Source organism: Streptosporangium sp. NPDC006930, assembly GCF_040635605.1.
Classification (GTDB): Bacteria; Actinomycetota; Actinomycetes; order Streptosporangiales; family Streptosporangiaceae; genus Streptosporangium.
Window position 1 is genome coordinate 458,540 of sequence record NZ_JBEYID010000001.1, and the last position, 26,641, is coordinate 485,180.

21 protein-coding genes and 1 pseudogene are annotated in these 26,641 nt (G+C 70.5%); 13 read left to right on the forward strand and 9 right to left on the reverse strand.

The features are described from left to right. The first annotated feature begins 1 nt into the window (after position 1). Positions 2 to 1,279 (forward strand): aconitase family protein, encoded by a 1,278-nt coding sequence (locus ABZ664_RS02200; protein WP_362501786.1) that lies wholly within the window; start codon positions 2 to 4, stop codon positions 1,277 to 1,279. Next, complete coding sequence (locus tag ABZ664_RS02205; protein WP_362501788.1) at positions 1,279 to 1,806, forward strand: hypothetical protein; 528 nt, start codon at positions 1,279 to 1,281, stop codon at positions 1,804 to 1,806. The genes ABZ664_RS02200 and ABZ664_RS02205 overlap by 1 nt, the downstream gene beginning before the upstream one ends. 266 nt (positions 1,807 to 2,072) lie before the next feature. Here the strand turns inward: ABZ664_RS02205 and ABZ664_RS02210 are convergent, their stop codons facing one another. The 3 genes and pseudogenes from ABZ664_RS02210 to ABZ664_RS02220 form a co-directional block, all read right to left on the reverse strand. Beyond that, positions 2,073 to 2,546, reverse strand: a complete 474-nt coding sequence (locus ABZ664_RS02210) for a cellulose-binding domain-containing protein (protein WP_362502235.1) — start codon at positions 2,544 to 2,546, stop codon at positions 2,073 to 2,075. After that, positions 2,523 to 3,023: pseudogene (locus ABZ664_RS02215) on the reverse strand (GDSL-type esterase/lipase family protein); the annotation flags it as partial. The pseudogene ABZ664_RS02215 and the gene ABZ664_RS02210, both read right to left, overlap by 24 nt. Positions 3,024 to 3,062: 39 nt before the next feature. Then, positions 3,063 to 3,293 (reverse strand): hypothetical protein, encoded by a 231-nt coding sequence (locus tag ABZ664_RS02220; RefSeq protein WP_362501790.1) that lies wholly within the window; start codon positions 3,291 to 3,293, stop codon positions 3,063 to 3,065. A 60-nt stretch (positions 3,294 to 3,353) separates the two neighbouring features. Here ABZ664_RS02220 and ABZ664_RS02225 point away from each other — a divergent pair, with 60 nt between their 5' ends. The 3 genes from ABZ664_RS02225 (at position 3,354) to ABZ664_RS02235 (ending at position 5,188) form a co-directional block, all read left to right on the forward strand. Beyond that, on the forward strand, positions 3,354 to 3,740 hold the full coding sequence (locus tag ABZ664_RS02225; RefSeq protein WP_362501792.1) for a cupin domain-containing protein: 387 nt from the start codon (positions 3,354 to 3,356) through the stop codon (positions 3,738 to 3,740). A gap of 5 nt (positions 3,741 to 3,745) precedes the next feature. Then, on the forward strand, positions 3,746 to 4,423 hold the full coding sequence (locus tag ABZ664_RS02230; protein ID WP_362501794.1) for a metalloregulator ArsR/SmtB family transcription factor: 678 nt from the start codon (positions 3,746 to 3,748) through the stop codon (positions 4,421 to 4,423). Positions 4,424 to 4,678: 255 nt separating this feature from the next. Beyond that, on the forward strand, positions 4,679 to 5,188 hold the full coding sequence (locus ABZ664_RS02235; protein ID WP_362501796.1) for a GNAT family N-acetyltransferase: 510 nt from the start codon (positions 4,679 to 4,681) through the stop codon (positions 5,186 to 5,188). Positions 5,189 to 5,225: 37 nt separating this feature from the next. Here the strand turns inward: ABZ664_RS02235 and ABZ664_RS02240 are convergent, their stop codons facing one another. Next, on the reverse strand, positions 5,226 to 7,502 hold the full coding sequence (locus ABZ664_RS02240; protein WP_362501798.1) for an SDR family NAD(P)-dependent oxidoreductase: 2,277 nt from the start codon (positions 7,500 to 7,502) through the stop codon (positions 5,226 to 5,228). Between the two features lie 40 nt (positions 7,503 to 7,542). Then, positions 7,543 to 11,100 carry a BTAD domain-containing putative transcriptional regulator gene (locus ABZ664_RS02245; protein WP_362501800.1) on the reverse strand — a complete coding sequence of 1,186 codons (3,558 nt, stop codon included), beginning with the start codon at positions 11,098 to 11,100 and terminating at the stop codon, positions 7,543 to 7,545. A gap of 162 nt (positions 11,101 to 11,262) precedes the next feature. Between ABZ664_RS02245 and ABZ664_RS02250 the strand changes: the two genes are divergently transcribed. From ABZ664_RS02250 to ABZ664_RS02265, 4 genes are all read left to right on the forward strand, one after another. Next, the gene (locus tag ABZ664_RS02250; RefSeq protein ID WP_362501802.1) at positions 11,263 to 11,850 is read left to right on the forward strand and encodes an NAD(P)H-dependent oxidoreductase; all 588 of its coding nucleotides are present in this window, start codon (positions 11,263 to 11,265) and stop codon (positions 11,848 to 11,850) included. Between the two features lie 118 nt (positions 11,851 to 11,968). Further along, complete coding sequence (locus tag ABZ664_RS02255; RefSeq protein ID WP_362501804.1) at positions 11,969 to 12,526, forward strand: dihydrofolate reductase family protein; 558 nt, start codon at positions 11,969 to 11,971, stop codon at positions 12,524 to 12,526. A 277-nt stretch (positions 12,527 to 12,803) separates the two neighbouring features. Then, the gene (locus ABZ664_RS02260; RefSeq protein WP_362501806.1) at positions 12,804 to 14,426 is read left to right on the forward strand and encodes a serine/threonine-protein kinase; all 1,623 of its coding nucleotides are present in this window, start codon (positions 12,804 to 12,806) and stop codon (positions 14,424 to 14,426) included. A 231-nt stretch (positions 14,427 to 14,657) separates the two neighbouring features. Next, positions 14,658 to 15,386, forward strand: a complete 729-nt coding sequence (locus ABZ664_RS02265) for a maleylpyruvate isomerase family mycothiol-dependent enzyme (protein ID WP_362501808.1) — start codon at positions 14,658 to 14,660, stop codon at positions 15,384 to 15,386. Positions 15,387 to 15,442: 56 nt separating this feature from the next. Here the strand turns inward: ABZ664_RS02265 and ABZ664_RS02270 are convergent, their stop codons facing one another. The 4 genes from ABZ664_RS02270 to chvE form a co-directional block, all read right to left on the reverse strand. Next, positions 15,443 to 16,480 (reverse strand): TerC family protein, encoded by a 1,038-nt coding sequence (locus tag ABZ664_RS02270; protein ID WP_362501810.1) that lies wholly within the window; start codon positions 16,478 to 16,480, stop codon positions 15,443 to 15,445. A gap of 186 nt (positions 16,481 to 16,666) precedes the next feature. Next, positions 16,667 to 17,950, reverse strand: a complete 1,284-nt coding sequence (mmsB, locus tag ABZ664_RS02275) for a multiple monosaccharide ABC transporter permease (RefSeq protein WP_362501812.1) — start codon at positions 17,948 to 17,950, stop codon at positions 16,667 to 16,669. 8 nt (positions 17,951 to 17,958) lie between these two features. Then, positions 17,959 to 19,488, reverse strand: coding sequence for a multiple monosaccharide ABC transporter ATP-binding protein (gene mmsA / locus ABZ664_RS02280; RefSeq protein WP_350944271.1), 1,530 nt, complete (start codon positions 19,486 to 19,488; stop codon positions 17,959 to 17,961). Between the two features lie 100 nt (positions 19,489 to 19,588). Next, positions 19,589 to 20,731, reverse strand: a complete 1,143-nt coding sequence (gene chvE, locus ABZ664_RS02285) for a multiple monosaccharide ABC transporter substrate-binding protein (RefSeq protein WP_362501814.1) — start codon at positions 20,729 to 20,731, stop codon at positions 19,589 to 19,591. Positions 20,732 to 21,371: 640 nt separating this feature from the next. Between chvE and ABZ664_RS02290 the strand changes: the two genes are divergently transcribed. From ABZ664_RS02290 to araA, 4 genes are all read left to right on the forward strand, one after another. Next, positions 21,372 to 22,361, forward strand: coding sequence for a LacI family DNA-binding transcriptional regulator (locus tag ABZ664_RS02290; RefSeq protein ID WP_362502238.1), 990 nt, complete (start codon positions 21,372 to 21,374; stop codon positions 22,359 to 22,361). Positions 22,362 to 22,531: 170 nt separating this feature from the next. Further along, positions 22,532 to 24,235, forward strand: coding sequence for a ribulokinase (gene araB / locus ABZ664_RS02295; RefSeq protein ID WP_362501816.1), 1,704 nt, complete (start codon positions 22,532 to 22,534; stop codon positions 24,233 to 24,235). Positions 24,236 to 24,350: 115 nt separating this feature from the next. Further along, entirely contained in the window at positions 24,351 to 25,019 is a 669-nt protein-coding gene (locus ABZ664_RS02300; protein WP_362501818.1) for an L-ribulose-5-phosphate 4-epimerase, read from the forward strand. Beyond that, positions 25,016 to 26,512, forward strand: a complete 1,497-nt coding sequence (gene araA / locus ABZ664_RS02305; RefSeq protein WP_362501820.1) for an L-arabinose isomerase — start codon at positions 25,016 to 25,018, stop codon at positions 26,510 to 26,512. Before ABZ664_RS02300 ends, araA begins: the two co-directional genes overlap by 4 nt. Positions 26,513 to 26,641 lie beyond the last annotated feature (129 nt).

The following is a 26,641-nucleotide window of genomic DNA, read 5'->3' on the forward strand; positions in this document are numbered from 1 at the left end:
GATGCCGGTACGCCGACCGATGACGCTGGTGGAGAAAGTGCTGGCCAGGGCCTCCGACGAGCTCGAGGTGGTTCCCGGGCAGATCGTACGTCCGGTCCCGGATCTGGTGACCTTCCACGACGGATACGCCGAGCTACTCACCCGTCAGTTCGAGGCGGTCGCGCTGGAACGCCTGGCCGACCCCGACCGGGTGCTCATCTCCACCGACCACAACGTCTCGTACGAGAACGAGATCGCGGCCACTCGGGGCCGGATGCTGCGAGAACTGGCGAGACGGTACGGCATCCGCCAGTTCTACGACTGCGGTCGCGGCGGCCACGGCAATGTCTTTCCCGTCGAACGTGGGATCGTCGGACCGGGCCAGTTCGTGTTCGCAGCCGACGGCAACGCGACGAACTTCGGGGCGGTCGGCTGCGTCGTGATCTGCCTGGGCAGCGAGATCCTCTCGGCTCTGGCCCTGGGAACGAGCTGGGTCCAGGTACCGGAAACGGTCCGTGTGCGGCTCGTGGGGCAGCTTCGCGAGGGAACCTCTCCCCGCGATCTCTCGATGTGGGCGCGCACGCGACTTGAGGCGGTGCTGAGCGACGCCGACCACTTCGACGCGGTCGAGATCGGCGGGCCCGGCGCCGAGGCGCTCAGCCTGGACGCTCTGGTCACGTTGTGTAACAGCGTGACGTCCGCCGGACCCGCAACGGTCGTTGTCGAGCCCACGCCGGAGCGGTGCGAGCGGCAGTCACGAGCCGGCGGCAGGGAGTTCGAGCGGGTGGTCTCCGACGACGATGCCCGGTATCGGGAAGTCGTCTCCCTCGACCTGTCAACGCTCGAACCACAGATCGCGGCGCCCGACGGCCAGGGCCTCCGCGATCTCACGACGCTGCTGGGCCACAGGATCGACCAAGCGGTGATCGGGTCATGCGCCTCAGGAATGTACGAGGACATGCTCGCCGCGGCGCGGGTGCTGGCCGGCGGACGCATCGCCGATCACGTGCGGCTCATCGTGACGCCGGCGACTCAGGACACCTACGATCGCTGCCTCGACGAGGGGCTGCTGAAGATCTTCCGGGACGCGGGGGCGATGGTGACCGAGCCCGGCTGCGGACCGTGTGCCGGAGGCAGGGCCGGCGCCCTGGCCGGAGGAGAGACGTCCATCGCCTCGATCAACGACAACCAGCAGGGCAGGCTTGGCGCGATGGGGGCTCACATCTACCTCGCGAGTCCGGCGACGGTCGCCGCGTCTGCTCTGGCCGGAGAGATCACCGACCCACGGGACGTGCGCTGATGGACACCATTACCACCCGGCTGAGCGGTCGGGCCTGGTGTTTCGACCGGGATCTGCCGTCTGATGGAGGAGTGCTTCCGCTGCGTTTCGCCATCCAGAGGATCGCCGACGGCGAAGAGCTGCGTCATCACCTGTTCGAGGGGGTCCGGCCTGGCATCGCGGAAAGACTGAACCCCGGCGACATCCTTGTCGTCAACGGGCACTTCGGCACCGGCAAGCTGCACGTTCAGCCCTTCCTGGCACTCAGGGCGGCGGGCGTTGGCGTGGTCGCCCGCTCACTGCCTCACCTGGCGGTCCGCCGCCTCGTCGCCGAAGGCATCCCGGCGGCGACCCTGCCGGGAGAACAGCTGAGCACGATTGAGGACGGAGACCGCCTCACCGTGGACTTCGCGTCGGGAGACATCGAGAATCACACGAGGGGAGGCAGGATCGCCGCCGTGCCGTTCGATCGATTCTTGGTCGACATCGTCAGACACGGCGGGCTCGAAGGTTCCGTGCGGGCCGAGTTGAGGCGCCGCGACCGGTGACCGGTCGGGTTCACCAACCGTTTCGCGGGTCGGGAAGGTGATCCGTCGAATGGCGGATGTTCTCGAAGCGGACGGTGCAGCCCTGGCCGTTGGGTGGCTGGGGCGGGGAACCACCGATGGCGATGTGGGGGCGGAAGCCCAGCTGGATCATCCTCCTGCAGAGCCGGGCCGGGCCCTCGTCTCCACGGAGTCCCGATGGCCGGTCGCGGTGGAGAGGGTGGAGAGGGTGGAGAGGGTGGAGACGAGGGCGGACGCGCGCCTGCCGGTCAGGATGTCACCGCGCACGCCTTTCCGCTGAGGTTGAAGGCGGTGGGGGCGCTGTTGATACCGGGCTGGCCGGCGATGAAGCCGAAGCTCGCCGAACCCTTCGCCGGAATGGAGGCGTTCCAGCTCGCGCCGGTGACCGTGACGGTGGCGCCGGTCTGCGCGTAGGTGGCGTTCCACGCCTGGGACAGCTGCTGCCCGCCTGCGAAGGACCAGGTCAGCGTCCAGCCGTCGATGCTCCCCGTACCGGTGTTGGTGACGGTCACCTCGCCCTGGAAACCGCCCTGCCACTGGTTGGTGACCGCGTACCTCACCGCGCAACTCGCCGAGGTCGTCGGCGTGGGCGTGGGCGTGGGTGTCGCGCTCGGGGTCGGCGTCGGCGTCGGGGTGGGGGACGCCGTCGTGCCGATCCTCGCGGAGATGATCGGGGCGAGCAGGCCGGCGATCCTGATGTGCCCGGCGTCGTTCGGGTGCACGGAATCGGTCAGGTCGGCGCTGGTCAGCCAGCCCTCGGTGTTGACGTAGAGGACGTTGGCGTCGCCGCCGTCGTTGAGGGTCTTGACCGCGGCCTGGGTCTGCGCGGCGAACCGCCTGGTGAAGGTCTCCAGGGCGAAGATCACGGCTTTCGGATACGCCGCCCGCACCCTGCGCAGCAGGTTGGTGTAGGAGGTCTGGAACTCCGGGGTGTGCACGCCGTGGCCGACGTCGTTGGTGCCGAGGTTGATCACGACGGCGTTCGCCTGGTAGCGGGAGAAGTTCCAGTCGGGGGTCGCCGCGTTGGGGTTCAGCTTGAGGAACTGGTTCTCCAGGCCCACGCATCCGTCGGAGGTCGCCACCAGGCAGGCGCCGCCCTGGGCGATCTGCGTGTGCCGGACGCCGAGCCGCTCGCCGATGAGCCAGCCGTACGCGGTGAGCGCGTTCTTCGAGCTGGTGGTCCCGACGGTGATGGAGTCGCCGACGAACTCGACGAGCTTGGTGGAGAATCCAGTCGGTTATCCGGCCCCGCTGAGCGCCCGATGGCTGCGGCGCAGGAAGTCGCGTACGGCCGCGTTCTCGGTGCAGGCACCGCCGGACGACGGCCAGCGTTGCACCGCGATGGTGAAGGCGTCCTGGACCGCCTCCTCGGCGATGTCGATGTCACCGAAGACGCGGACCAGGACCGCGACCGCGCGACCGTAATCCTCGGCGAACACGCGGGCGATCTCCGAGGTGTCGGGCGTCACCGCGGGGGCTCCCCGGCTCACCGGTCCGGGCCGCCGAGGCCGGCCCCAGGCGGCCTCGGGGTGCGCTATCTGGGCACCGGTGCCTCGACGAACGGGCAGTTCGGCCTGTATCGCTGGGACATGGGGCCAAAGCCCTCAGGGCCGGCGGCTCACTTCCATCGGACGATCTCCGAGTCCTTCTTCGTGCTGTCGGGGACGGTGCGGCTGTTCGACGGGAGGTCCTGGACCGACGCGACGGCGGGAGACTTCCTCTACGTCCCCGAGGGCGGGGTGCACAGCTTCCGCAACGAGTCCGGCGAACCGGCCTCGATGCTCCTGCTCTTCGCCCCGGGCGCGCCGCGCGAGGCGTACTTCGAGGAACTCGCCGAGATCGCGAGCAGCGGGCGTCGGCTCACCGACGAGGAGTGGACGGATGTCTACCTGCGCCACGATCAGTACATGGTCTGACGGTGATGGCGGAGTTTCGCGAGGAGCCGATCTACCGGCAGCTGGCGCGGATCGGCAGGACGCTGGCCAGTCCCGTGCGGCTGAGGCTGCTCGACGTGCTCGACCAGCGGGAGCGCACCGTCGAGCAGTTGTCGGAGTCGGCCGGCATCCCGCTGAAGAACACCTCGGCCCAGCTGCAGCAGTTGCGTGCCGCCCATCTGGTGACGAGCGGCAGGGACGGTACGCGGATCTACTATCGGCTCGCCGACGAGCGGGTCTCGCGGTTTCTGGGCGAGCTGCAGGACTTCGCCGCCGTAAGGCTCGCCGACCTGCGTGAGGCGGTCTCCGAACACCTCGGCGAGGTCGCCGTTTTGGAGGCGGTGACCGCCGAGGAACTCGCCGGGCGTCTCACCGACCCCGACATCGTGGTCGTCGACGTCCGTTCGGCCGCCGACCACGCCCTCGGCCATGTGCCGGGGGCGGTCTCGGTTCCGCTGGCCGAGCTGCGGGACCGTCTCGACGAGCTGCCCGCGGACGTCGAGATCGTGGCCTACTGCGGTGGCCCCTACTGCGTGGTCTCCCCGGAGGCGGTGCGGCTGCTGCGCGACCACGGATTCCGGGCACGTCCGCTGGAGGGCGGACTCGCCCGCTGGCGTCGTACGGGCAACCGGCTGCGGACCGGTTCCACCCCCTCGGGCCTGTGACGGGGTCGTTCGTGGCGCTGTCGCGGGACCGTGGTCTCGTGGGGGTTCGTGGCTCCGTGACGGGTCGTGCGCGGCGCCGTCACAGGTTCGTGGCCTCGTGGTGTCGCTCATCGGCGCCGTCGCGGGTTCGTGGTCCGTGGTGGTGCCAACGGGTGAACCGTCGAAGTGGCAGGCGGTGAGCGTCGCAGGCATAGTGCTGTTGGGACCCGCCCTGACGATCTGGGCGATCGGACGACAAGGAGCACCGGTGGTGTCATGACCGACCTCCCCCTGACCATCCATCCGGCGACCGCCGCCGACGCCGACGCGCTGGGCGAGATCCACGCAGACTCCTGGGCCGTCGCCTACGAGTCCTTCTTCGGGCCGGAGTTCTTCGCCGAGGCCGTGGGCCGCCGCCGTACCAAATGGGGTGCGGTCGTGGCGAGCGGGCAGGACACGATCCTGCTCGCCGCCCTGAACGGCCGCCCCCTGGCCTTCTCCTACTTCGGAAACTCCCCGGAACACCCCGGCGCCGCCGAGATCTTCGGCTTCTACGGCCACCCGGACGGCTGGGGCAGCGGCATCGCCGCCGCCCTGATGACCGCCACCGTCGAGCGCCTGAGGGCCGAGGGGTTTCCGCGCGTCCACCTGTGGACCCTGCGCGACACCCCGCAGTCACGCCGCTTCTACGCCAAGACCGGTTTCGCCGAGTCGGGCGCGGAAAGGAGACACGACTTCGGCGACGGGAACCTGATCGACGAGGTCGAGTACGAGCTGACACTCTAGGCGTGCCGACCCGCGCGGCGGCGGCGATCCGAGGCCCTCACAGGTCCTGGCCGCGGTGCCTGCTCACCATCCCGGCCGCGAGGGGGGCGTTCGCGAAGTCACCGGCCGCCACGCGGGCCGCGACGGTGCGGCGGACGAGACGGTCGGCGAGGGAGGGGGCGTGCCTGCCGACCATCATCTCCAGGCGTCCCCGGACGGTGGTCGCCACGTCGCGCGGGGCACGGCGGGCGGTGACGGCGCGGACGATCGCGTCGACCACGCCCTCGACGGGCTCCGGCCGGGACACCGCGTCCAGGGAGAGCCCGGCCTGTTTCGTGCTGTCGTGGATCGGGCTGCGGACCATGCTCGGGTAGACGGTCGTCACGCCGACGTGCGTGCCGACCTCCAGCCGGAGCGCGTCGGCGTAGGCGGCGAGGGCTCGCTTGGAGACGCCGTACGCCGCCGCGAGCGGCAGGGGCAGGACCGCCATCCGTGAGGCGATGAAGACCACCTGCCCGCGCGCACGCACCAGGTGGGGCATGACCGCCGCCGTCACCCGCCAGGCGCCGAGGAGGTTCAGCCGCAGCTGCGCCTCGACCTCGTCGCCCGGGGCGAGCTCGGCCGGTGCGGGCCCGCCCCGGCCGGCGTTGTTGACCAGCAGGTCGATGCCGCCGAGCAGGGCCGCCGCCTCGGCCACCGCCGCGTCGACGGATTCGGAGGAGGTGATGTCGCACGCGATGATCGGGATGTCGGAGTCGTCGGGGCGGGCGATGTCCAGGCCGACCACGTGCGCGCCCTGGGCGGTGAACCGAGCGCTCATCGCCCTGCCGAAGGTGCCGGCCGCGCCGGTGACCAGGATCCGGCGTCCGGCGAGCGCGCGGGAGGGGGAGGCGCGCAGCTCGCGCCGCATGACGCGGAGATAATGGTCGACGTCGATCCGCATGTGGGGCCTGCGCTGCCCCCAGCGGTCGCGGGCGGCGTCGAGTTCGGCGGAGGCGATGCTGCGCGCGGTCTCGGGGTCGGGCAGCCGGTGGGTTCCGGCGCGTACGGCGGCGAGGAGGCGGCCCTGTGCCTCGACGACGGGCAGCGCCGAACCGGTCGACTGCATCAGCCCGACGTAGCTGATCGAGTCGTCGCCGATGGGGAAGACATGGCGGTAGAGCAGCGTGCTCGCCGGGTCGGGCGCCGTGCCGGTGTCGGTCTGGGTGTCAGTGGTGGCGACGGTGTCGAGGAACGGGGTCACGGCCCGGTAGCCGGTGCACCAGATGATGTGGTCGACCTCGTCCACCTGCCCGTCGGTGAAATGGACCCGCGAGCCGTCCAGGCGCGCGATGCCCTGGCGCGCGAGCACCCTTCCCTCCGCGACCAGGCGGGGAACAGAGTCGCTCAGCGTGGGGTGGTCCTGGAGCACGCCCCGGCGGGGAGCGGGCAGACGCGGCCCCGCGGGTTTCCTGTCGGCGACCCTGAGCACCGCCTGGGAGACCACCTGCCGCACCCGCCAGGGGAGGAGGGCCGCGAGGGCGCCGTTGAGCTGGTCGGAGGGGCGGCCCAGCAGCCGCTTGGGCAGCACCCAGACGCCTCGCCTCGCCGACAGCAGCACGGCGGACGCGTGGTCGGTCAGTTCGGCGGCGATGTCCATCGCGGAGTTGCCGGTGCCCACGACGAGCACACGCCTGCCCGCCAGCTCGGTGGGGGTGACGTAGTCGTGCGCGTGCGACTCGGTGCCGGTGAACGTCCCCGGGTAGGGAGGTTCGGGCAGCCGGGGCTCGTGGTTGTGGCCGTTCGCCACCACCAGGTGCTCCACCGTCTCGCGGTACGGCCCGCCGGGACCGGTCAGCTCCAGCTCCCAGCCGCCCTCGGTGCGCCGGGCCGATTCCAGCGTCGTGCCGAACCGGAAGCGCTCGCCGACCCCGAAACGGTCGGCGTACGAGCGCAGGTATTCGAGCATCTGGGCGCGGGTCGGGTAGTCGGGCCACTCGGCGGGCATCGGGAAGTCGGAGAACTCCGTGCGGGGCTTGCTCGTGTTGAGGCGCAGGCCCTCGTAGGACGCGGTGTCGGCCTCCAGTCGCCACAGGCCGCCGAGGGAGGTGGCGCGTTCGATGCCGAGGACGGGCAGACCGGCCTCGATGAGGGCCTTCGCCGCCGCTATGCCCGCCGCACCGCCGCCGACGACGGCCGTCATCCCCCGGCCGGGTACGCCGTCGCGGCCGGCGGTCACCCTCACGTCGTGTGCGCCTTCGCGGTCGGCGGTCGTCCCAGGGGTCGCCCCGGCCTCGCCGCCGACGGTCGTCTTCGCGCCGGGCATGTCGTCGGCGGTCGCTTCCCCGGTGCTCATCCGTTGCCTCCCATATTCCAATATTCCAACGGAATGTATTTCACTGTCCGAGAGCTGCGGGCCACGGAGCCTCGTCCGCCGGTGAGGACGCGGCGCCTTCCGGTATGACGGCGAGGGACCTGATCTGTTCGGGGGTGAGCGCGGTACCGCGTTCGCGTTCCGCGGCGAAGCGCTCCTCGCCCAGCGCGTCACGGATCCGCGCGGTGATCCGGTCGACGTCGACGCTCTCCACGGAGGTGAGGGGCATGGGGCTCGACGCGAGGGCCGCGGCGCCCGCGCCCAGGAGCCGGGCGGCCCGGTCGTGGTGCCCGGCGACGGAGAGTGCCCCGGCCAGGCCGTACACGGCGACCTTCATCTCCCTGGTCCCGTCGAACCTGGCCATCAGATCGAGGGCGACCAGGTGCAGGTCGAGGGCCGCCGCCGCGTCGCCGCGCCCCTCGGCGACGAAGCCGAGCTCGGTCATGATCATTGGGAGGTAGGGCGGCGGCTCCCCGGAGACGGGAGGGGTGTGGTCCAGCACGTCGCGCAGGTGGGTCTCGGCGACGTCGAGGCGGCCGTCCCTGCGCGCGGCGAAGGCGAGCCCCATCCGGGCGAAGGTCTGCCCGGCCCGGTGACCCTGCTCCAGGGTGAGCCGCAGCGACCTCTCGCTCCACTCCGCCGCCCGCGCGTAGTCACCGCGCTGCAGCGCGATCCAGCCCAGCCAGCCCAGCCGCCCGGCGAGCTCCGTCCACAGCCCGAGCTCCTCGGCGAGGCGCATGCCGTCACGCTGCAGCCGTTCGGCCCGGTCGAGGTCGCCGGTCATCTCGGCCAGCGCGCCGAGCCAGCCGCCGGACTCCAGTTGCCCCCAGCGCTCCCCGAGCTCGTCGAAGATCCGCGCGCTGCGCTCGCCGTCGCGTCCGAGCCCGTCCAGGTCACCGCGTACGTGGGCGAGTTTGGCCCGCAGGGCGAGGGCGGCGGCCGTTCCCCAGCGGTCACCGAGCGCCTCGAAGGCGGGCAGCGCCCGGTCCAGCAGGTCCGCGGCGACGGACAGGTCACCGAGGTCGACCCCCGCGTAGGCGAGGATCCACCACGCCCTGGCACGCCCGCCGGGATCGTCCGCCTCCTCGTACGCCTCCAGGGCGGCCCTGCGGAGCTCCTCCCGGTCGGCGGCGGCGACGTCACCTCGGAGGAGCCCGATCACGGCCTTCCAGGTGAGAGCCTTGGCCCGGAGGGCGGCGAACGAGACGGCTCCGGAGCCACGGGCGGTGTCCGGTGCGAGGAGCCCGGCGCCGCCGGATTCGCCGCTCGATCCGTGGTTTCCGACGGTGCCGGATTCGTCGACGGGTTCGTCGCCGGGTTCGTCGACGGGGGAGACGGCGGGGTATCCGCAGGGGGCGGCGAGTGCCGCCGCCAGGGATCGGTGGGCTTCGGTCAGCCGGCCGCGCAGGAACCAGTACCAGCCCATCGCGCAGACGAGGCGCAGCGCACCCTCCGCGTCGCCGTTCCTGACGGCCGCGTTCAGCGCGGCGCGGAGGTTCGCGGCTTCGGAGTCGAGACGCCGCAGCCAGCGCCGCTGGTCCGCCTCGTAGAGACGCGGCTCGGCCCGTTCGGCCAGGTCGGTGTAGTGGCGCAGGTGCCGCAGCCGCACCCGCTCGTACTCCCCGGCCCGCTGCAGACGCTCGACGCAGTACGCCGCCACCGACTCCAGCAGCCGGTATCTCGGCCCGTCGGCACCGTCCACCATGACCACCAGCGACCGGTTCACCAGCCGTGCCACCAGGTCGAGCACACCTGCGGCGGGGACGTCGTCATCCGCGCAGACGGCCTCGGCGGCCTCCATGTCGCAGCCGTCCGCGTGGACGGCGAGGCGGCGCAGGACGGCGCGCTCGGCGCCGGTCAGCAGCTCCCAGCTCCAGTCGATCATCGCAGTCAGGGTCTGCTGGCGGGGTGGGACGCCCCGGTGTCCGGTGGCCAGCAGCCTGAACCGGTCGTCGAGGCGGGCGACGAGACCGTGCACCCCGAGGGCGGGGACCCTCGTCGCGGCCAGCTCAAGCGCGAGCGGGATACCGTCCAGCCTGCGGCACAGCGCCGCGACCGCCGGAGCGGTGTCCGCGTCGAGGACGAACCCCTTGGCCGCGGCGGACGCGCGTGCCACGAACAGCCGCACGGACCCCGTCCGCTCCAGCTCGGGGATGTCGTCGAAGGCCCGGCCGGGCACCTCCAGCGGTGGGACGCTCCAGACCACCTCGCCGGGCAGGGCGAGCGACTCCTGGCTGGTCGCCAGGATTCGCAGCCCGGGGGCGGCGCGCAGCAGCGATCCGGCCAGCTCTGCGACCGGCTCGACGACGTGCTCGCAGTTGTCCAGCACCAGCAGCAGCCTCCGGGGGCGCAGCGCCTCGGTGAGCCGGTCGGCGGCGGTCACCGGTCCCGCGCCACCCGCGGAGTCCTGGACGTCCAGCACCGTCATGATCGTCTCAGCCAGCCGGTGGACCGCGTCCTCGTCACCGGGACGGTCGAGCGCGGCGAGTTCGACCAGCCACACCCCGTCACGTACGAGGCCGGGAGCGACGGTGCCGGGAGCGACGGTGCCGGAGGGGGCGGTGCCGGAGGGGGCGGTGCTGGAGGGGGCGGTGGTTCCGGGAGCGGGGTGGGAAGCGGAGGCGGAGGGCGTGGTGCCGGAAGGACCCAGGTCGGTCAGATGTCTGGCGGTCTCGACCGCGAGGCGGGTCTTGCCCACGCCGCCGGGACCGGTGAGCGTCACCAGCCGTTCCGTCTCCAGCAGGGCGCGGATCTCGGCGACGGCCTCCTCCCTGCCGATCAGGTCGGTGAGCGGCGCGGGGAGATTGGTGTCCGGCCTGTCGGGGGGAGAGCCGGACGCGGCCAGCGCCGGGTCCTGGGTGAGGACGGCCCGGTGCAGGGTGACCAGGTCGGCGCCCGGATCCAGGCCCAGCTCGTCGGCGAGCAGGAGGCGCAGCTCCTCGTAGCTGTCCAGCGCCTCGCTCTGCCGCCCGGAGCGGTACAGGGCACGCATGTGCGCGGCGCGCAGCCGCTCCCTGAAAGGGTGGGCGGCGAGCAGGCCGCCGAGCTCCCCCGCGAGCCGGACGTGCTCGCCCAGCTCCAGCCGTGTCTCCGCGTGCTCCTCCTGCGCGGTCAGCCACCGTTCCAGCAGTCTCGTGATCGCGGGGCGCGCGAACGGCTCGTCGCCGAAGTCGGCGAACGCGGGGCCGCGCCACGACGCCAGCGCGTCGGCCAGCAGCGCCGCCCTGACCCGCGGATCCCCCGCGAGGGCCGCCTCGTCGAGCAGGCGCAGGAAGTCGGCCACGTCGGTGTCGGCTCTCAGCACGTAGCCCGCGGGATGACGGGTGACCAGGTCCCGGCAGCCGGGTTCCGCGTCCTCCAGCACCCTGCGCAGCTGCGAGACCTTGGCCGAGAGGGCGCCGGTCGGATTGCCCGGCGGATCGTCGCCCCACAGGTCGTCGACCAGCCGGTCGGCGGGCACCGGGCGTCCCTCGTGCGCGAGGAGGTCGGCGAGCAGGGTCCGGACCTTCAGCCCGGGTATCGCCACCGGCTCACCGGCGGTCGTCCACACGGCGAGCGGCCCAAGCACCCCGAAACGCATGAAGGCCACGATAACCCCGGGCACTCACCGCGTTACGACTCGTCTTACGGCGGATTTCCGTGCACCCCGGATCGGCCGTAAAGCGACGGGAGCTTTTCCGTAAAGGGGTTCGGCCATGCTGAGGGCACATCGAACGGAGCGGGACACGAGGGAGGTACGGAGATGCCGGAGGAGGGCAGGCTGCGACTGGCGGTCATCGTCGGGAGCACCCGCGACGGCCGGTTCGGGCCCACCGTGGCGGACTGGTTCACCTCCCGGGCCCGCAGGCGCGGAGACCTGGACGTCGACCTGATCGACCTGGCCGAGACCGGCCTGCCGCAGACCCTCACCGATCAGGAGGAGCCCGCACCCGCGGAGGTGGCCGCCCTGGCGCCGAGGCTCGCCGCCGCCGACGCCTTCGTCGTGGTCACCCCCGAGTACAACCGGAGCTTCCCCGCTCCGCTGAAGACCGCGATCGACTGGTACTACGAGGAGTGGCAGGCCAAGCCCGTCGCCTTCGTCGCCTATGGCAGGGACTCCGGTGGCCTGCACGCGGTCGACCAGCTCCGCCAGGTCTTCACCGAACTGCACGCCGTCGCCATCCGCGACGCCGTCATCCTTCCCCGCTACTGGGACCTCTTCGCGACCGACGGCACCTGGCCGAGGGCCGGCACGGAGTGCAACAGCGCGGCGAAGAGCACGCTCGACCGGCTGACCTGGTGGGCCCGCGCCCTGCGCGACGCCCGCGCCAGGAGCCCGTACGTCCCCTGACCGTCTTCACACACCACCCCATCCATTTTTATCCGGACTTATCCGGACTCGTTCAGTCTCAGCAGGCCTCATCCAGCCCTAACGGGCTTCATTCAATGAGAACGACACGGAGAAAATCATGCGGAAGATCATTGCCATGACCCACACCACGGTCGACGGCTACATCGACAACCCCCACCTGTGGTCCATGCCGTACTCGAACGAGGAGTCGATGGCGTACGCCCTGAACCTCACCCTCGGCTGCGACACCCTGCTGCTGGGGCGGGTCACCTACGTGGGCATGGCCCAGGCCTGGCCCGGTATGAGCAACCCCTACGCCGACCACGTGAACGGCACCGAGAAGTACGTGGTCTCCTCGACCCTGGAGAAGGCCGAGTGGGAGAACTCGACCATCGTCCACGGCGACGACCTCGTCGCCACGGTGACCGAACTGAAGAGGCGGCCCGGCGGGAACATCATGATCTGGGGCTGTGGCCGGCTCACCGACACGCTCATGGAGAACGGCCTGCTCGACGAGTACCGGCTCCTGGTCTCCCCGGTCATCCTCGGTCAGGGACAGCGGCTGTTCCGGGGGGAGAACGTCACGGCGACCCTGGAACTCGTCGACAGCACGACGTTCGACACCGGTCTCGTCGCCCTCGCCTACCGCCCGGTGAACGCGGCGAACGCCGGCTGAGCGACACGGCCGGAGTCCTGGAGTCCCGGAGGCGCCCGCCGCTTCCGGGACTTCCGGGTTTCCTCGCGTTCTCCGGTTCGTTTCCGGTGCCGCCCGGGTCACCGGCGGCCGGCCGCGGGCCGCCGAGCAGCGGAGACCCTTCTCGGGAGAGGACACCGCAGGCCGGGATCGCCCACGACCCGGCGTGATCCGACGGGACGAGAAGCCGCGGTTCGTCGAGGGACTTACGGCATAGATCCATAAGTCGGAGAAGTCCCCTCATATAGTTGTGTGCCAATTGTCGGGCTCGGAATCGATGGCGAGGATCGTGGGCGTTCAGGAGGGGGCAGGGGCCGTGCTCGCCGGTCGGTACCGGCTGGACGAGCTGATCGGCCGTGGCGGTACGGGCGAGGTATGGCGCGGGTACGACCTGCGCCCCGGCTGGGCGGTGGCGATCAAGATCCTGTCACCGCAGGTGGCCGACGCCGCGGTGTGTGAGAGGTTCGCCGGGGAGGCGAGGACCGCCGCGCGCGTCGTCCACCCCAACGTGGTGACGGTGCTCGACATGGGCGAGCACGAGGGTCGGCCGTACCTGGTGATGGAGTCGCTGACCGGCCGGGATCTCGCCGCCGAGCTGGCCGAGCGGGGACCGCTGAGCGTGTCCGAGACGTGCGACCTGGTCAGGCAGGCCGCGCTCGGGCTGGACGCCGCGCACCGGGCCGGGGTCGTGCACCGCGACGTCAAACCCGCGAACCTGCACCTGGGCACGGGGGGCGTGCTCAAGGTCGTCGACTTCGGCACCGCCAGGGTCGCGAGCGAGGCCGCGATGCGGCTGACCTCGGCGGGAAGCGTCATCGGTACGGCCGCCTACCTGTCTCCCGAGCAGATCCTCGGCACGCCGGGGAACACGGCCTCCGACCTGTACGCGCTCGGCTGCGTCTTTTACGAGCTGCTGTGCGGACGGCCCCCGTTCGTCGGCCCCGACGCGGAGGTGATCTCCCAGCACGTCCGTGACCGGCCGGATCCGCTCAGGCGGTACCGGCCCGATGTCCCGCCGGAGCTTGAGGGGCTGGTCCTGGCCCTGCTGGAGAAGGATCCCGCCGCGCGGCCGACCGGGGGAGAGGTGATCCGCCAGGTCACCGCGACGGCCCGCCACACGTCGCCCGTCCGCGACAGCGTCCCCGCGGCCCCTGCGGCACCGACGGCCACGTACGACATCGGGGCACCGATACCGGCACAGGCGCCGGCGCCGACGAAGATCACGCGGGGGCCGGTCTCCGGGCCCGTGCCCGATGTCCTCTCCGCGCTCACGCGGGGGCGGCCTCCCGGGCGGACCGTCGCGATCGCCCTGGGCGCGGTGGCCGTGCTGGTGGCGGCGACCGTCTGGGCGCTGACGCCGTCGGAGCCGACCGGGCAGGTCAGCACGGCCGGGGTGCCGTCCGAGACGCCCTCTCCTGAGCGGCCCACGCAGCCCGCGTCGCCGTCACCCACCCCCACACCGTCACCGTCGCCGTCCGTCTCGCGGAGCGCGGCGGCGCCGTCCCCGGATCCGGTCCTGTCGCCGCCCGCGGGGACCGGATGGCAGACACTGCTGCCCGTCCTCCACCGGGCGATCACCGAACAGGAGCTCCAGGGGAAGATCGACCCCAGGACGGCCCGCGAGATCCGCAAGAGGGTCACCAAAGCGGGCGAGGCCCTGTGGAAGGGCGATGAGCGTAAGGCGCGTGACGAACTGCGCAAGTTCGGCCGGGACCTGTCCGAGGCGAGGCGGAAGGGCAGGCTCGCCTCCGACGGACCGCTCTTCGACTTCCTGCGCAAATCCGGGTTCGCCTTCCGGACGGAGGGCCGGGAGCCAGGGCCACGTCATCGCGGCGGCGACAACGACGACGAGAACGATGACGACCACGAGAACGAGGACTAGGCCGGTACGTGGTCGAGATCGCCTCGGCCGCTCCTCCTCGTGTCCGGGTGGGACGGTCGGGTGTTCCGGCTCCACCGGCTGCCGGACCGGTGCTCCACTGTCCGGCCGGGTGCCATGACGACGGCTCGCCGACGGGAAAGACCAGTGCGGGCGAAACCTCGTGATCTTGAATACCCGCAGGCGCCGGAGCGCGGGACGGGGATGTCCGTCGTTCCCGGGTACTGCTGAGGTATGACCGCTGAATCGAAGGATCCGCTGGCGGATCTCAACCCGTTCGACATATTCGACACCGAGGCCCTCCGCCTCGACCGCTTCTTCTCCGGGCTCGACGCGGAGGACTGGCGGCGTCCCTCACGGCTGCCGGGCTGGTCGGTGCGCGACGTGCTCGGGCACCTGGCGGGGGAGGAGCTGTACAACCACGCCTGCCTGGACGACGACGTCGACGGGTTTGTCGCGATGCTCGGGAGCGAGGGCGTTGAAGGTGGTTTCAACGCCTTCAACGCCTGGTGCGTGGAGCGCCGCCGTGACGTTCCGGTCGAGGAGGTGCTCCAGGAGTGGCGGCGCGAGAACGGGGAGACGCGCGAGCGGATGCGCGAGCTCGGCCGCGACGCCCTGCTGCCGACCCTCGCGGGACCGTACCCGGTGGGGTCGCAGACCTTCCACTACGACTCGGAGTACGCCACCCATGCCGACGACGTCGGCGCGCCCGTGGCGGAGGGCGAGGAGGACGAGCGGGTCTGGTGGCGGGTGAGGGTGGGCGCGTTCGCGCTCGCGGAGCAGGGGGCGAAGGTCCAGGTCGAGCTGACCGCCGACGGGATCTGGGTGCACGCCTACGACATGAGCGCGCAACTGGCGCCTGTGACGTTCGTGGCGGCGACCGTCGGCCGCCTGCCGGACGACCACCCCGTCGACCATCCTCTCGACCGCAGGCTCAGGGCCGCCCTGCGCTGTCTGGCCTGAGCTTTTCCGCTGCGCTCTTCGGTGCGTCGCCCAGCCGGCGATCCGCTGCCGGGACCTCAGTCGTTGTCCCTGCCTTTGCTGTCCTTGCTGCTCTCGTCGGTTCTGTCCCTGCGGCGCATCCGGTGCAGGGTGCCCGCGTGGGCGCGCTCCTCCGGGTGCGCGCGCACCCTCCGCAGGCTGGCGACGACGGTGACGAGCAGCACCAGGAAGATCACTCCGAGGGAGACCGGGGTCGGGACCTCGGGGAAGGACTTCGAGATGTCCTCGTGCAGGAACGACAGGATGAGCTTGAGGCCGATGAAGCCGAGGATGACCGCGAGGCCGATCGACAGGTAGACGAGGCGCTCCAGCAGCCCTTCGATCAGGAAGTACAGGGCACGCAGCCCCAGCAGCGCGAAGGCGTTGGCGGCGAAAACGATGAGCGGGTGCCTGGTGACGCCGAAGACGGCGGGAATGGAGTCGAGGGCGAACAGCAGGTCGGTGCTTCCGATGGCGAGGAAGACCAGGAACAGCGGAGTGACCACCCGCCTGCCGTTCTCGCGGGCGACGAGCCTGCCGCCGTGCATGTCGTCGCTGACCGGCAGCACCTTGCCCGCGTGGCGGATCAGCGGGTTGTTCTCGACGTCGGGGTCCTGGTTGCGGTGCCGTACGAGCTGGATCGCCGTCCAGATCAGGAGCAGGCCGAAGATGAGGAACGTGAAGGAGAAGAGGGAGATGGCCGCCGCGCCGACCGCGATGAGGATGGCCCGCAGCACCAGCGCGGTGGCGATGCCGAAGAGCAGCACCTTCTGCTGGTGCTCCTCGGGCACCGAGAACCGCGCCATGATGATGACGAAGACGAAGAGGTTGTCGACGGAGAGGCTTTTCTCGACGATCCATCCGGCGAAGTACTCCGTCGCGAGTCCCGCCCCGGCCAGCCACAGCAGGACCAGGCCGAAGGCGATGGCGACGCCGATGTAGAAGACCGTCCAGGCGGCGGCCTCGCGCATGCCCACGACGTGCGGCCGGCGTGCCGCCACCACGAAGTCGAGGGTGAGCAGCGCCACCACCACTGCGATGACCGCGATCCACATGCCCAACGAGTCGATGGCCATCGCTGTCCCCTCTTACCGGTCGAGATCATTCGCCTTACCCAGGGCGGGGACCTCCACACCCGGTGATCATCGGCCGATACGCCCTCGGCCCGCCGGGGTGTCGGCGGGCCGAGGGTGGAGGGGAGGATGGGCGGAGGGCGGGGGACAGGGGAGGGGACGGTGGCCGGGCGCGAGGGCCTGGCCGGGTCAGTGGCCCGCGCCCGAGCGGCGCTTGGTCCACACGTCGAGGGCGACCGCGGCGAGCAGGACCAGGCCCTTGAAGAGCATCACCTGCTCGCTGGGCGCGCCGATGAGGGACATGCCGTTGTTGATCACGGCCATGATGAGACCGCCGGTGAGTGCGCCGACGACCTTGCCCACGCCGCCCTGGACGGCGGCCCCGCCGATGAACGCGGCGGCGATGGCGTCCAGCTCGAAGCCGTTGCCCGCCGTCGGGCCCGCCTGGTTCAGGCGGCCGGCGAAGATGATGCCGGCGACCGCGGCGAGCACCCCCATGTTGACGAAGATCCAGAACGTGACGGACTTGACCTTGATGCCCGACAGGCTCGCCGCGTTCAGGTTGCCGCCGATGGCGTAGATGTGGCGGCCGAAGACGGCGCGGTTGGTCAGGAGTGTGTAGCCCAGGACGAGGAGCGCGAGGAGCACCAGCACCCAGGGCAGGTTCTTGAACCTGGCCAGCTGCACGATCACGACCATCACCACCGCGGAGGCGGCGCCGATCTTCAGGAAGAACAGGGGCAGCGCGTCGACCTTCTGCCGGTAGCCCAGCCGCGCCTGGCGGGCACGCCACTGCGTGCCGGCGATCCCGGCCACCGCGGCCAGGCCGACGAGCAGCGTGAGCAGGTCGGCGCCGCCGAGCGGGCCGAGGCCGATGTTGCCGAAGAAGCCGGGCACGAAGCCGTTGGCGAGGGTCCGTACCTCGTCGGGGAAGGGGCCGATGCCCTGGTTGCCGAGCACGGTGAGGGTGAGCGCCCTGAAGATCAGCATTCCGGCGAGGGTGACGATGAACGCCGGGATGCCGAAGTAGGCGATCCAGTACCCCTGCCAGGCCCCGATCAGCGCGCCGGCGATCAGCGTGATGAGGATCGCGAGCGGCCACGCCACGTCCATGTCGACCATCAGCACGGCCGCGATGGCGCCGGTGAGCCCCACCACGGAACCCACGGACAGATCGATGTGCCCGGCGATGATGATCAGGATCATGCCGATCGCGAGGATCAGGACGTAGGAGTTCTGCACCATGATGTTCGAGATGTTCTGCGGGCTGAGCAGCTCACCGTCGGTCAGGATGGAGAACAGCAGGATGATCAGTGCGAAGGCGATGTAGATGCCGCTCTGCCGCAGGTTCATCGAGAAACGGCTGCCGGGTGCCTTCGCGGGCACCGACAACAGGTCGCCGCCCGGTGGTGGTGCTCCGGTGTTTCCTACGGGTTCGGCGACTCCGTGCGCCGGGACCTGGCCGCTGCTCATCGTGCTCCCTAATCCTTTTCCTTGGTCATGAACTGCATGAGCCGCTCAGGGGTGGCCTCCGCCCGCGAGACCTCACCGGTGATGCGACCGGCCGACATGGCGTAGATGCGGTCGCAGACGCCGAGCAGCTCGGGAAGCTCCGAGGAGATGACCAGGATGGCCTTGCCCTGGTCGGCGAGCTGGTTGATGATCGAGTAGATCTCGTACTTGGCACCCACGTCGATGCCCCGGGTGGGCTCGTCGAGGATGAGCACGTCAGCGTCGGTGAAGATCCATTTCGACAGCACCACTTTCTGCTGGTTGCCGCCGCTGAGCTTGCCGGTGACCGACAGCACGCTGGGAGCCTTGATGTTCATGCTCTCCCGGAAGCCGTCGGCGACCTGGTACTCCTTGTTGTCGTCGACCCAGCCGCGCTTCGCCAGCTTCCCCAGCGCCGCGGCCGAGACGTTCCGCTTGATGTCCTCGATCAGGTTGAGCCCGTACCGCTTGCGGTCCTCGGTGGCGTACGCCAGCCCGTGGCCGATCGCCTCGCCGACCGTGCGGAGCTGGATCTCCCGCCCGTTCTTGTAGACGCGGCCGGAGATGTCGACCCCGTAGCTGCGGCCGAACACGCTCATCGCGAGCTCGGTGCGCCCGGCGCCCATCAGCCCGGCGAGGCCGACGATCTCGCCGCGGCGCAGCGTGAGGCTCGCGCCGGAGACGACGACGCGGCCGTGCTGGCTGGGGCTGTGAACCGTCCAGTCCTCGATCCGCAGCGCCTCCTCGCCGATCTTCGGCTCGTGCGGCGGGAAGCGGTGCTCCAGGTCGCGGCCGACCATGCCCGAGATGATGCGGTCCTCGGTGACCCGGTCGTTCTTCATGTCCAGGGTCTCGATCGTCCGGCCGTCGCGCAGGATCGTGGTCGAGTCGGCGATCGCCTGGATCTCGTTCAGCTTGTGCGAGATGATCACCGAGGTGATGCCCTCGTCGCGTAGTCCGCGCAGCAGGTCGAGCAGGTGCGCGGAGTCCTCGTCGTTGAGCGAGGCGGTCGGCTCGTCGAGGATGAGCAGCCTGACCCGCTTGGACAGCGCCTTGGCGATCTCCACCAGCTGCTGCTTGCCGACCCCGATGTCCATCGAGAGCGTCACCGGGTTCTCCCGCAGCCCGACCCGCTCCAGCAGCTCGGCGGCCTCGGCGTTCGTCCGGTTCCAGTCGATCAGGCCGCGGGTGGTCCGCTCGTTGCCGAGGAAGATGTTCTCGGCGATCGAGAGGTAGGGGCTGAGCGCGAGCTCCTGGTGAATGATCACGATGCCGCGCTTCTCGCTGTCCCTGATGTCGGAGAAGCGGCACGGCTCGCCGTCGAAGAGGATCTCGCCCTCGTACGAGCCGTGCGGGTACACGCCGGACAGGACCTTCATCAGCGTCGACTTGCCGGCGCCGTTCTCTCCGCAGATCGCGTGTATCTCGCCTCTGCGTACCACCAGGTTGACGTCCTGCAGGGCTTTGACGCCCGGGAACGTCTTGGTGATCCCCCGCATCCGAAGTATGTCGTCGGTCATGCCGTCCGCCTCCGTACTGCCTTCCCGCTCCGCGTGCACCCGGCCGGCGGCGGGTGGAGCGCCGCCGGCCGGGTGCCATCCGTTATGACACCGGCACCGCTTACTTGAGCTTGTCCTCGGTGTAGTAGCCGGAGTCGACGAGGACCTGCTTGTAGTTGTCCTTGTAGACGATCACCGGCTCGAGCAGGTTCGACGGGACGACCTTGTTGCCGTTGTCGTAGTCCTCGGTGTTGTTGACCTCGGGCTTGCCGCCCTTGAGCACGGCGTCGGCCATCTCGACGGTCACGGCGGCCAGCTTACGGGTGTCCTTGTAGATCGTCGCGTACTGCTCGTCCCCGATGATCGACTTCACCGAGGCGACCTCGGCGTCCTGGCCGGTCACGATCGGGTAGGGCTGGCCGGAGGTGCCGTAGCCGCTGCTCTTCAGCGCCGACAGGATGCCGATGGACAGGCCGTCGTACGGGGAGAGCACGCCCTGGACCTTGGTGTCGCCGGAGTAGGCCTTGGTGATCAGGTCCTCCATGCGCTTCTGCGCGGTGGCCGGGTCCCAGCGCAGGATCGCGACGGTCTTGAAGTCGGTCTCCTTGCTCTTGACGACGAGGGTGCCCTTGTCGATGTACGGCTTCAGGGTGTCCATCGCGCCGTTGTAGAAGAAGGTGGCGTTGTTGTCGTCGGGGGAGCCGGCGAAGATCTCGATGTTGAACGGGCCCTTGGCGTCGCCCTCGGAGCCGTCCTCCTTCTGCAGCTTCAGGCCGACCAGCAGCGAGGTCGCCTGCTGCACGCCCACCTTGTAGTTGTCGAAGGTGGCGTAGTAGTCGACGTTCGGCGAGTTGCGGATGAGCCGGTCGTAGGCGATGACCGGGATCTTCTTGTCGGCGGCCTGCTGGAGCTGCGTGGTGATGGCGGTGCCGTCGATCGAGGCGATGATCAGCAGCTTGGCGCCCTTGGTGATCTGGTTCTCGATCTGGTTGACCTGCGTGGGGATGTCATTCTCCGCGTACTGCAGGTCGACCTTGTAACCCAGCTTCTCCAGGGCGCTCTTGACGTTGTCGCCGTCGTGGATCCAGCGCTCGGAGGACTTGGTGGGCATGGTGACGCCGACGAGAGTCTCGGCGGGCGCCGCGGAGGCCGCTCCCGACGCGCCCGCGTCCTCGTCGACGGTCTTGACGCTGGAGCCACAGGCCGTCACTCCCATGGCGAGAGCCAGGCTCACCGCGGCGGTGGCCAGCTTCCCGAACTTCATCGAATACCTCCAGGGTGGGGTTCCGTGCCTCCGGTCCGGGGTGAGCCGGGGACACGGGGGGGCCGATTTGGCCAATGGGGCACAGCAAGGAGCGGTGCGTCCCGGGAGTAGCGGGCGCCGTGGCGGCACGCCCCGGATTCCGGCGTGCCGCCGGGGCGTGTTCTGTCCGAATCGGGTCCACGGCGACACCGGAGCCGGTCGGGACCCGGCCCGCTCCGGCGTCGGTGAACGTGTCCGTGAGCGTCGCCGCGGACACCGTCATGAGCATCGTCGTAAGTGCCGTCGTAAGCGCTGTTGTGAGCGCTCACATCAGCGGCGTGAGGCCACCGGACGGTCCCTTCGGCTGTGTGACGAGCAATCAAATGCCCGGGTCGGCCGACTGTCAACCCCCGGGCGGTCAGGAGTCCTCGCGTCATGGAGTCCTTCTCGCAGGAGATGTGAGCGTTAACAACAAGGTATGCGCCAGTTAAGGGCGTCATGACGGCAACGTCAAGTAGGTGTTAACGGATGATCTCCGAGTAATCAGAATGTAATCTCAGGGGTGCTTGACGCGAGGTGTTGTTAGCGCTCACAGTCTGTCCCAAGCCACCATGAAGGAGCCGACCAAGTGAGTCCGAGCCTCGAACGCCGTCCGCCCGTGATGGCGGACGTCGCCACGAGGGCCGGTGTGTCGCACCAGACGGTGTCGCGCGTGCTCAACGACCACCCCAACGTCCGCGCCGAGACCCGCGAGCGGGTCCTGGCGGCGATCCGTGAGCTCGGTTACCGGCGCAACATGGTCGCCCGAGCCCTGGTCACCAGGCACACGCGCACCCTGGGCGTGGTCAGTTTCGACACGACCCTCTACGGGCCCGCGAGCACGGTCTACGGCATCGAGCAGGCGGCGAGGGCGGCAGGCTACTTCGTCAGCATGGTCAGCCTCAAGACCATCGACACCGCGGGTGTGCGCGACGCGCTCGGCTATCTGGCCGAGCAGGCCGTCGACGGCATCGTGGTGGTCGCGCCCCAGCGCTCGGCGGCTCCCGCGCTCGCCGGCGCGCCCACCGACATCCCCGTCGTGGCCGTCGAGGGCAGCCACACGGGAGACGTTTCGGTGGTGAGCGTCGACCAGATCGAGGGCGCCCGCCTGGCCACCCGGCACCTGCTCGACCTCGGCCACGAGACCGTATGGCACATCGCCGGCCCTTCGGACTGGCTGGAGGCCGACGGGCGGATCGAGGGCTGGCGCGAGGTGCTGAGCGCCGCGGGCCGCACGGCCCCCGAGTTGTTGTCCGGCGACTGGAGCCCGCGCTCAGGCTACGAGGCCGGGCTGCGCCTGGCGGCGACACCCGGTGTCACCGCCGTGTTCGTCGCCAACGACCAGATGGCGCTCGGGATGCTGCGGGCCTTCGCCGAGCTGGGCGTGCGGGTCCCCGAGCAGATCAGCGTCGTGGGGTTCGACGACATCCCCGAGTCGGAGTTCTTCACTCCGCCGCTCACCACGATCAGGCAGGACTTCGGGGCGGTCGGTAAATACAGCATCGAGGTCCTGCTCAGGCAGATGGAGGCGGGAGCGGAATGGTCCCAAGAGCGACATGTCGTCCCGCCACGGTTCGTGGCGAGGACCAGTACCGCGCCGTTCCGCGCCTAGGACCGCGTATCGTTTCGCACCGGTGGCCGCACCCGGGCGTGGTTCCGCGCCCGGATCCGCGACGCCCGGACCCGCCCCGCCACGCCTGAGCCCCGTGGATCCGGCGCGGTCCCCCGTACCTGAGAACCCCCCCGAGCGAGGTCCCGCCGTCCTGATGTCCTGGAGAGAATGTGAACGCTAACAACGACCGTTACGTGGTCGGTGTCGACTTCGGCACACTGTCGGGCCGCGCCGTGGTGGTACGGGTGGGCGACGGCGCCGAGATGGGCACCGCCGTGCACGAGTACGCCCATCGGGTGATCGAGGAGCGGCTGCCGGACACCACCGTGCGCCTGGGCCCCGACTGGGCGCTGCAGTCGCCGGAGGACTGGCGGGAGGTGCTCCGCCAGGCGGTGCCCAAGGCGGTGGCGGCGGCCGGGATCTCCCCGTCGCAGGTCATCGGCCTCGGGACCGACTTCACGGCCTGCACCATACTTCCCGCCACCGCCGACGGCACCCCGCTGTGCGAGATCGACGGGTTCGCCTCCCGCCCCCACGCGTGGCCGAAGCTGTGGAAGCACCACTCGGCGCAGTCGCACGCGGACCGGATCAACGCCGTCGCCGCCCGCAGGGGAGAGGCGTGGCTGCCCCGCTACGGCGGGAAGATCTCCTCGGAGTGGGCGTTCGCCAAGGGTCTGCAGGTGCTGGAGGAGGACCCGGAGATCTACGACCGGACGGAGCGCTGGATCGAGGCCGCCGACTGGATCGTCTGGCAGCTCACCGGCGTGGAGACGCGCAACGTGTGCACCGCCGGATACAAGGCCGTCTACCAGGACGGGGCCTACCCGTCCGAGGAGTTCCTCGCCGAGCTCAACCCCGCCTTCACCGGTTTCACCGCCAAGCTCGGCCAGAACCCGGCCCCTCTGGGGGGCCTCGCCGGACGGCTGGACGCCCGCGCCGCCGGGTGGACGAAGCTGCCCGAGGGCATCGCGATCTCGATCGGCAACGTCGACGCGCACGTCACGGCCGCCGCCGCCGACGCCGTGCGGCCCGGCCAGATGGTGGCCATCATGGGCACCTCCACCTGCCACGTCATGTCCTCCGACGCGCTGGCCGAGGTGCCGGGCATGTGCGGGGTGGTCCGCGACGGCATCGTGCCCGGCCTGTGGGGGTACGAGGCGGGTCAGTCGGGTGTCGGCGACATCTTCGGCTGGTTCGTCGAGACCTCGGTGCCCGGCTTCTACGAGCGCGAGGCGGAACAGCGCGGCCTCAGCGTGCACGACCTCCTCACCGAGCTGGCCGCGGCGCAGCGGGTGGGACAGCACGGCCTGGTGGCGCTCGACTGGCACAACGGCAACCGCTCGGTGCTGGTCGACCACAACCTCTCCGCGGTGGTGGTGGGCCAGACGCTCGCCACGAAACCCGAGGACACCTACCGGGCGCTGATCGAGGCCACCGCGTTCGGCGCCCGCACGATCGTGGAGACCTTCGAGAGCTCCGGGGTGCCCGTGACCGAGTTCGTCGCCGCGGGGGGCCTGATCAAGAACCGCTTCCTGATGCAGGTCTACGCCGACGTGCTGCGCCGCCCGATCTCGCTGATCGGCTCCGAGCAGGGGTGCGCCCTGGGGTCCGCCATCCACGCGGCGGTCGCCGCCGGGGCCTACCCCGACATCACCTCCGCCTCGGCCGTGATGGGCAGCCGCGCCGAGGCCGCCTACATCCCCGACGCCGGTCGCGCGGACGCCTACGACCGTCTGTACGCCGAGTACCGCCGCCTGCACGACCACTTCGCCGACGGGAAGATGCTGCACGGCCTGCGGGCCCTGCGCTACGAGGCGAGCACACCGGCCGGCGAGAACGAGAAGAACACGTCGACGAACGAGGAGGACGCGTGACCGGGCGCGAGGAACAACCGATCGGGCGAGCGCAGTCCCCGCCCCCGTGCGCGGCCGGACATCCGGCCCTGCGGGCGGCCGGGTACCCGGCCACGTGCGAGACGGCGGTGGCCGGATGAGCGCCGTCGTCAGGAAGCTGCGGGAGACGGTGTCGGCGCTCCACCAGGAGCTGGTCCGCTACAACCTGGTCGCCTGGACCGCGGGCAACGTCTCGGGCCGGGTCCCCGGCGAGAACCTGTTCGTCATCAAGCCGTCGGGGGTGACCTACGACGCCCTCACCCCCGAGTCGATCGTGGTGTGCGACCTGGACGGTGAGCTGGTCGAGGGCGAGCTGTCGCCGTCCAGCGACACCGCCGCGCACGCGTACGTCTACCGGGCGATGCCGCGGGTGGGCGGGGTGGTGCACACCCACTCCACGTACGCCTCCGCCTGGGCGGCGCGGGGCGAGTCCATCCCGTGCGTGCTGACGGCGATGGCGGACGAGTTCGGCGGGGAGATCCCGGTCGGGCCGTTCGCGCTGATCGGCGGGGACGACATCGGCAAGGGAATCGTCGCCACCCTGGAGGGCCACCGCTCCCCGGCGGTGCTGATGCGCAACCACGGCGTCTTCACCATCGGCGCGGACGCCCGCGCGGCCGTCAAGGCCGCGGTGATGTGCGAGGACGTCGCCCGTACCGTGCACGTGGCCCGCCAGCTGGGCGAGCCGCTGCCGATCGCGGCAGCAGACATCGACAGTTTGTACGACCGCTACCAGAACGTCTACGGGCAAAGGAGTCCGCGGTGACCCTTCACGAGCGTGAGATCTGGTTTCTCACCGGAAGCCAGGGCCTGTACGGCGAGGACACGCTGGCCCAGGTGGCGGAACAGTCCCGGAGCATCGCCGAGCGCCTCGACGACGCGCTGGCGTTCCGGGTGGTCTGGAAGCCGGTGCTGACCGACGCCGCGTCGATCCACCGGGTCTGCCTGGAGGCGAACGCCTCGGACGCCTGCGTCGGGGTGATCGCCTGGATGCACACCTTCTCCCCGGCCAAGATGTGGATCGCCGGGCTGGACGCGCTGCGCACGCCGCTGCTGCACCTGCACACCCAGGCCAACGTGGCGCTGCCGTGGAGTTCCATCGACATGGACTTCATGAACCTCAACCAGGCCGCGCACGGCGACCGCGAGTTCGGCTACATCCAGGCCCGGCTGGGCGTGGCGCGCAAGACCGTCGCCGGGCACGTGAGCGACCCGGCGGTGGCGGCGCGCATCGGCGCGTGGGCGCGGGCCGCGGCCGGGCGCGCGGAGCTGAGCTCGCTGCGGCTCGCCCGCTTCGGTGACAACATGCGCGACGTGGCGGTCACCGAGGGTGACAAGGTGGAGGCGCAGCTGCGCTTCGGCGTCTCGGTCAACACCTACGGCGTCAACGACCTGGTCGCCGCAGTCGACGCCACGGCGGACTCCGACGTGGACACCCTGATCACCGAGTACGAGGACACCTACAAGGTCGCCCCCGAGCTGCGCGCCGGAGGCGAGCGCAACGACTCGCTGCGCTATGCCGCCCGCATCGAGCTGGGACTGCGCCACTTCCTCACCGAGGGGGGCTTCGGCGCGTTCACCACCAACTTCGAGGACCTCGGCGGGCTGCGGCAGCTGCCGGGGCTCGCCGTGCAGCGGCTGATGGCCGACGGCTACGGCTTCGGCGGCGAGGGCGACTGGAAGACCTCGGTGCTGGTGCGCACCCTGAAGGTGATGTCGGCCGGCCTTGAGGGCGGCACCTCCTTCATGGAGGACTACACCTACCATCTCACCCCCGGCCAGGAGGTGATCCTGGGCGCGCACATGCTGGAGGTCTGCCCGACGATCGCCGCGGGTGTGCCCTCGTGCGAGATCCACCCGCTGAGCATCGGCGGTCGCGAGGACCCGGTCCGGCTGGTCTTCGACGCGGAACCCGGACCCGCCGTGGTGATCGGCCTGTCCGACATGGGGGACCGGTTCAGGCTGGTGGCGAACGAGATCGACGTGGTCAACCCCGCCGAGCCGCTGCCCAGCCTGCCCGTCGCCCGCGCGGTGTGGAGGCCCCGTCCGAACCTGAGCACCTCGGCCGAGGCGTGGCTCACCGCGGGAGGCCCGCACCACACCGTGCTGTCGTCCGCCCTGACCACCGAGGAGCTCACCGACCTCTCCGACATGCTCGGCGTCGAGTTGCTGGTCATCGACGCCGACACCACCGCCCGCCAGTTCGCCAAGGAGATCCGCTGGAACCAGGCGTACTACCACCTGGCGCGCGGTTTCTGATCCGGATCCCTTCCCCTCCCGTTGCCGCCGGCTTCCGGTGCCCCCGCCGCTCGCGGGGGTGCCGGAAGCCGTTGTCGTCACAGGCGCCTTTCTGCGGGACCCGCTCCGGCTCACGGGGAACAGGGGAAC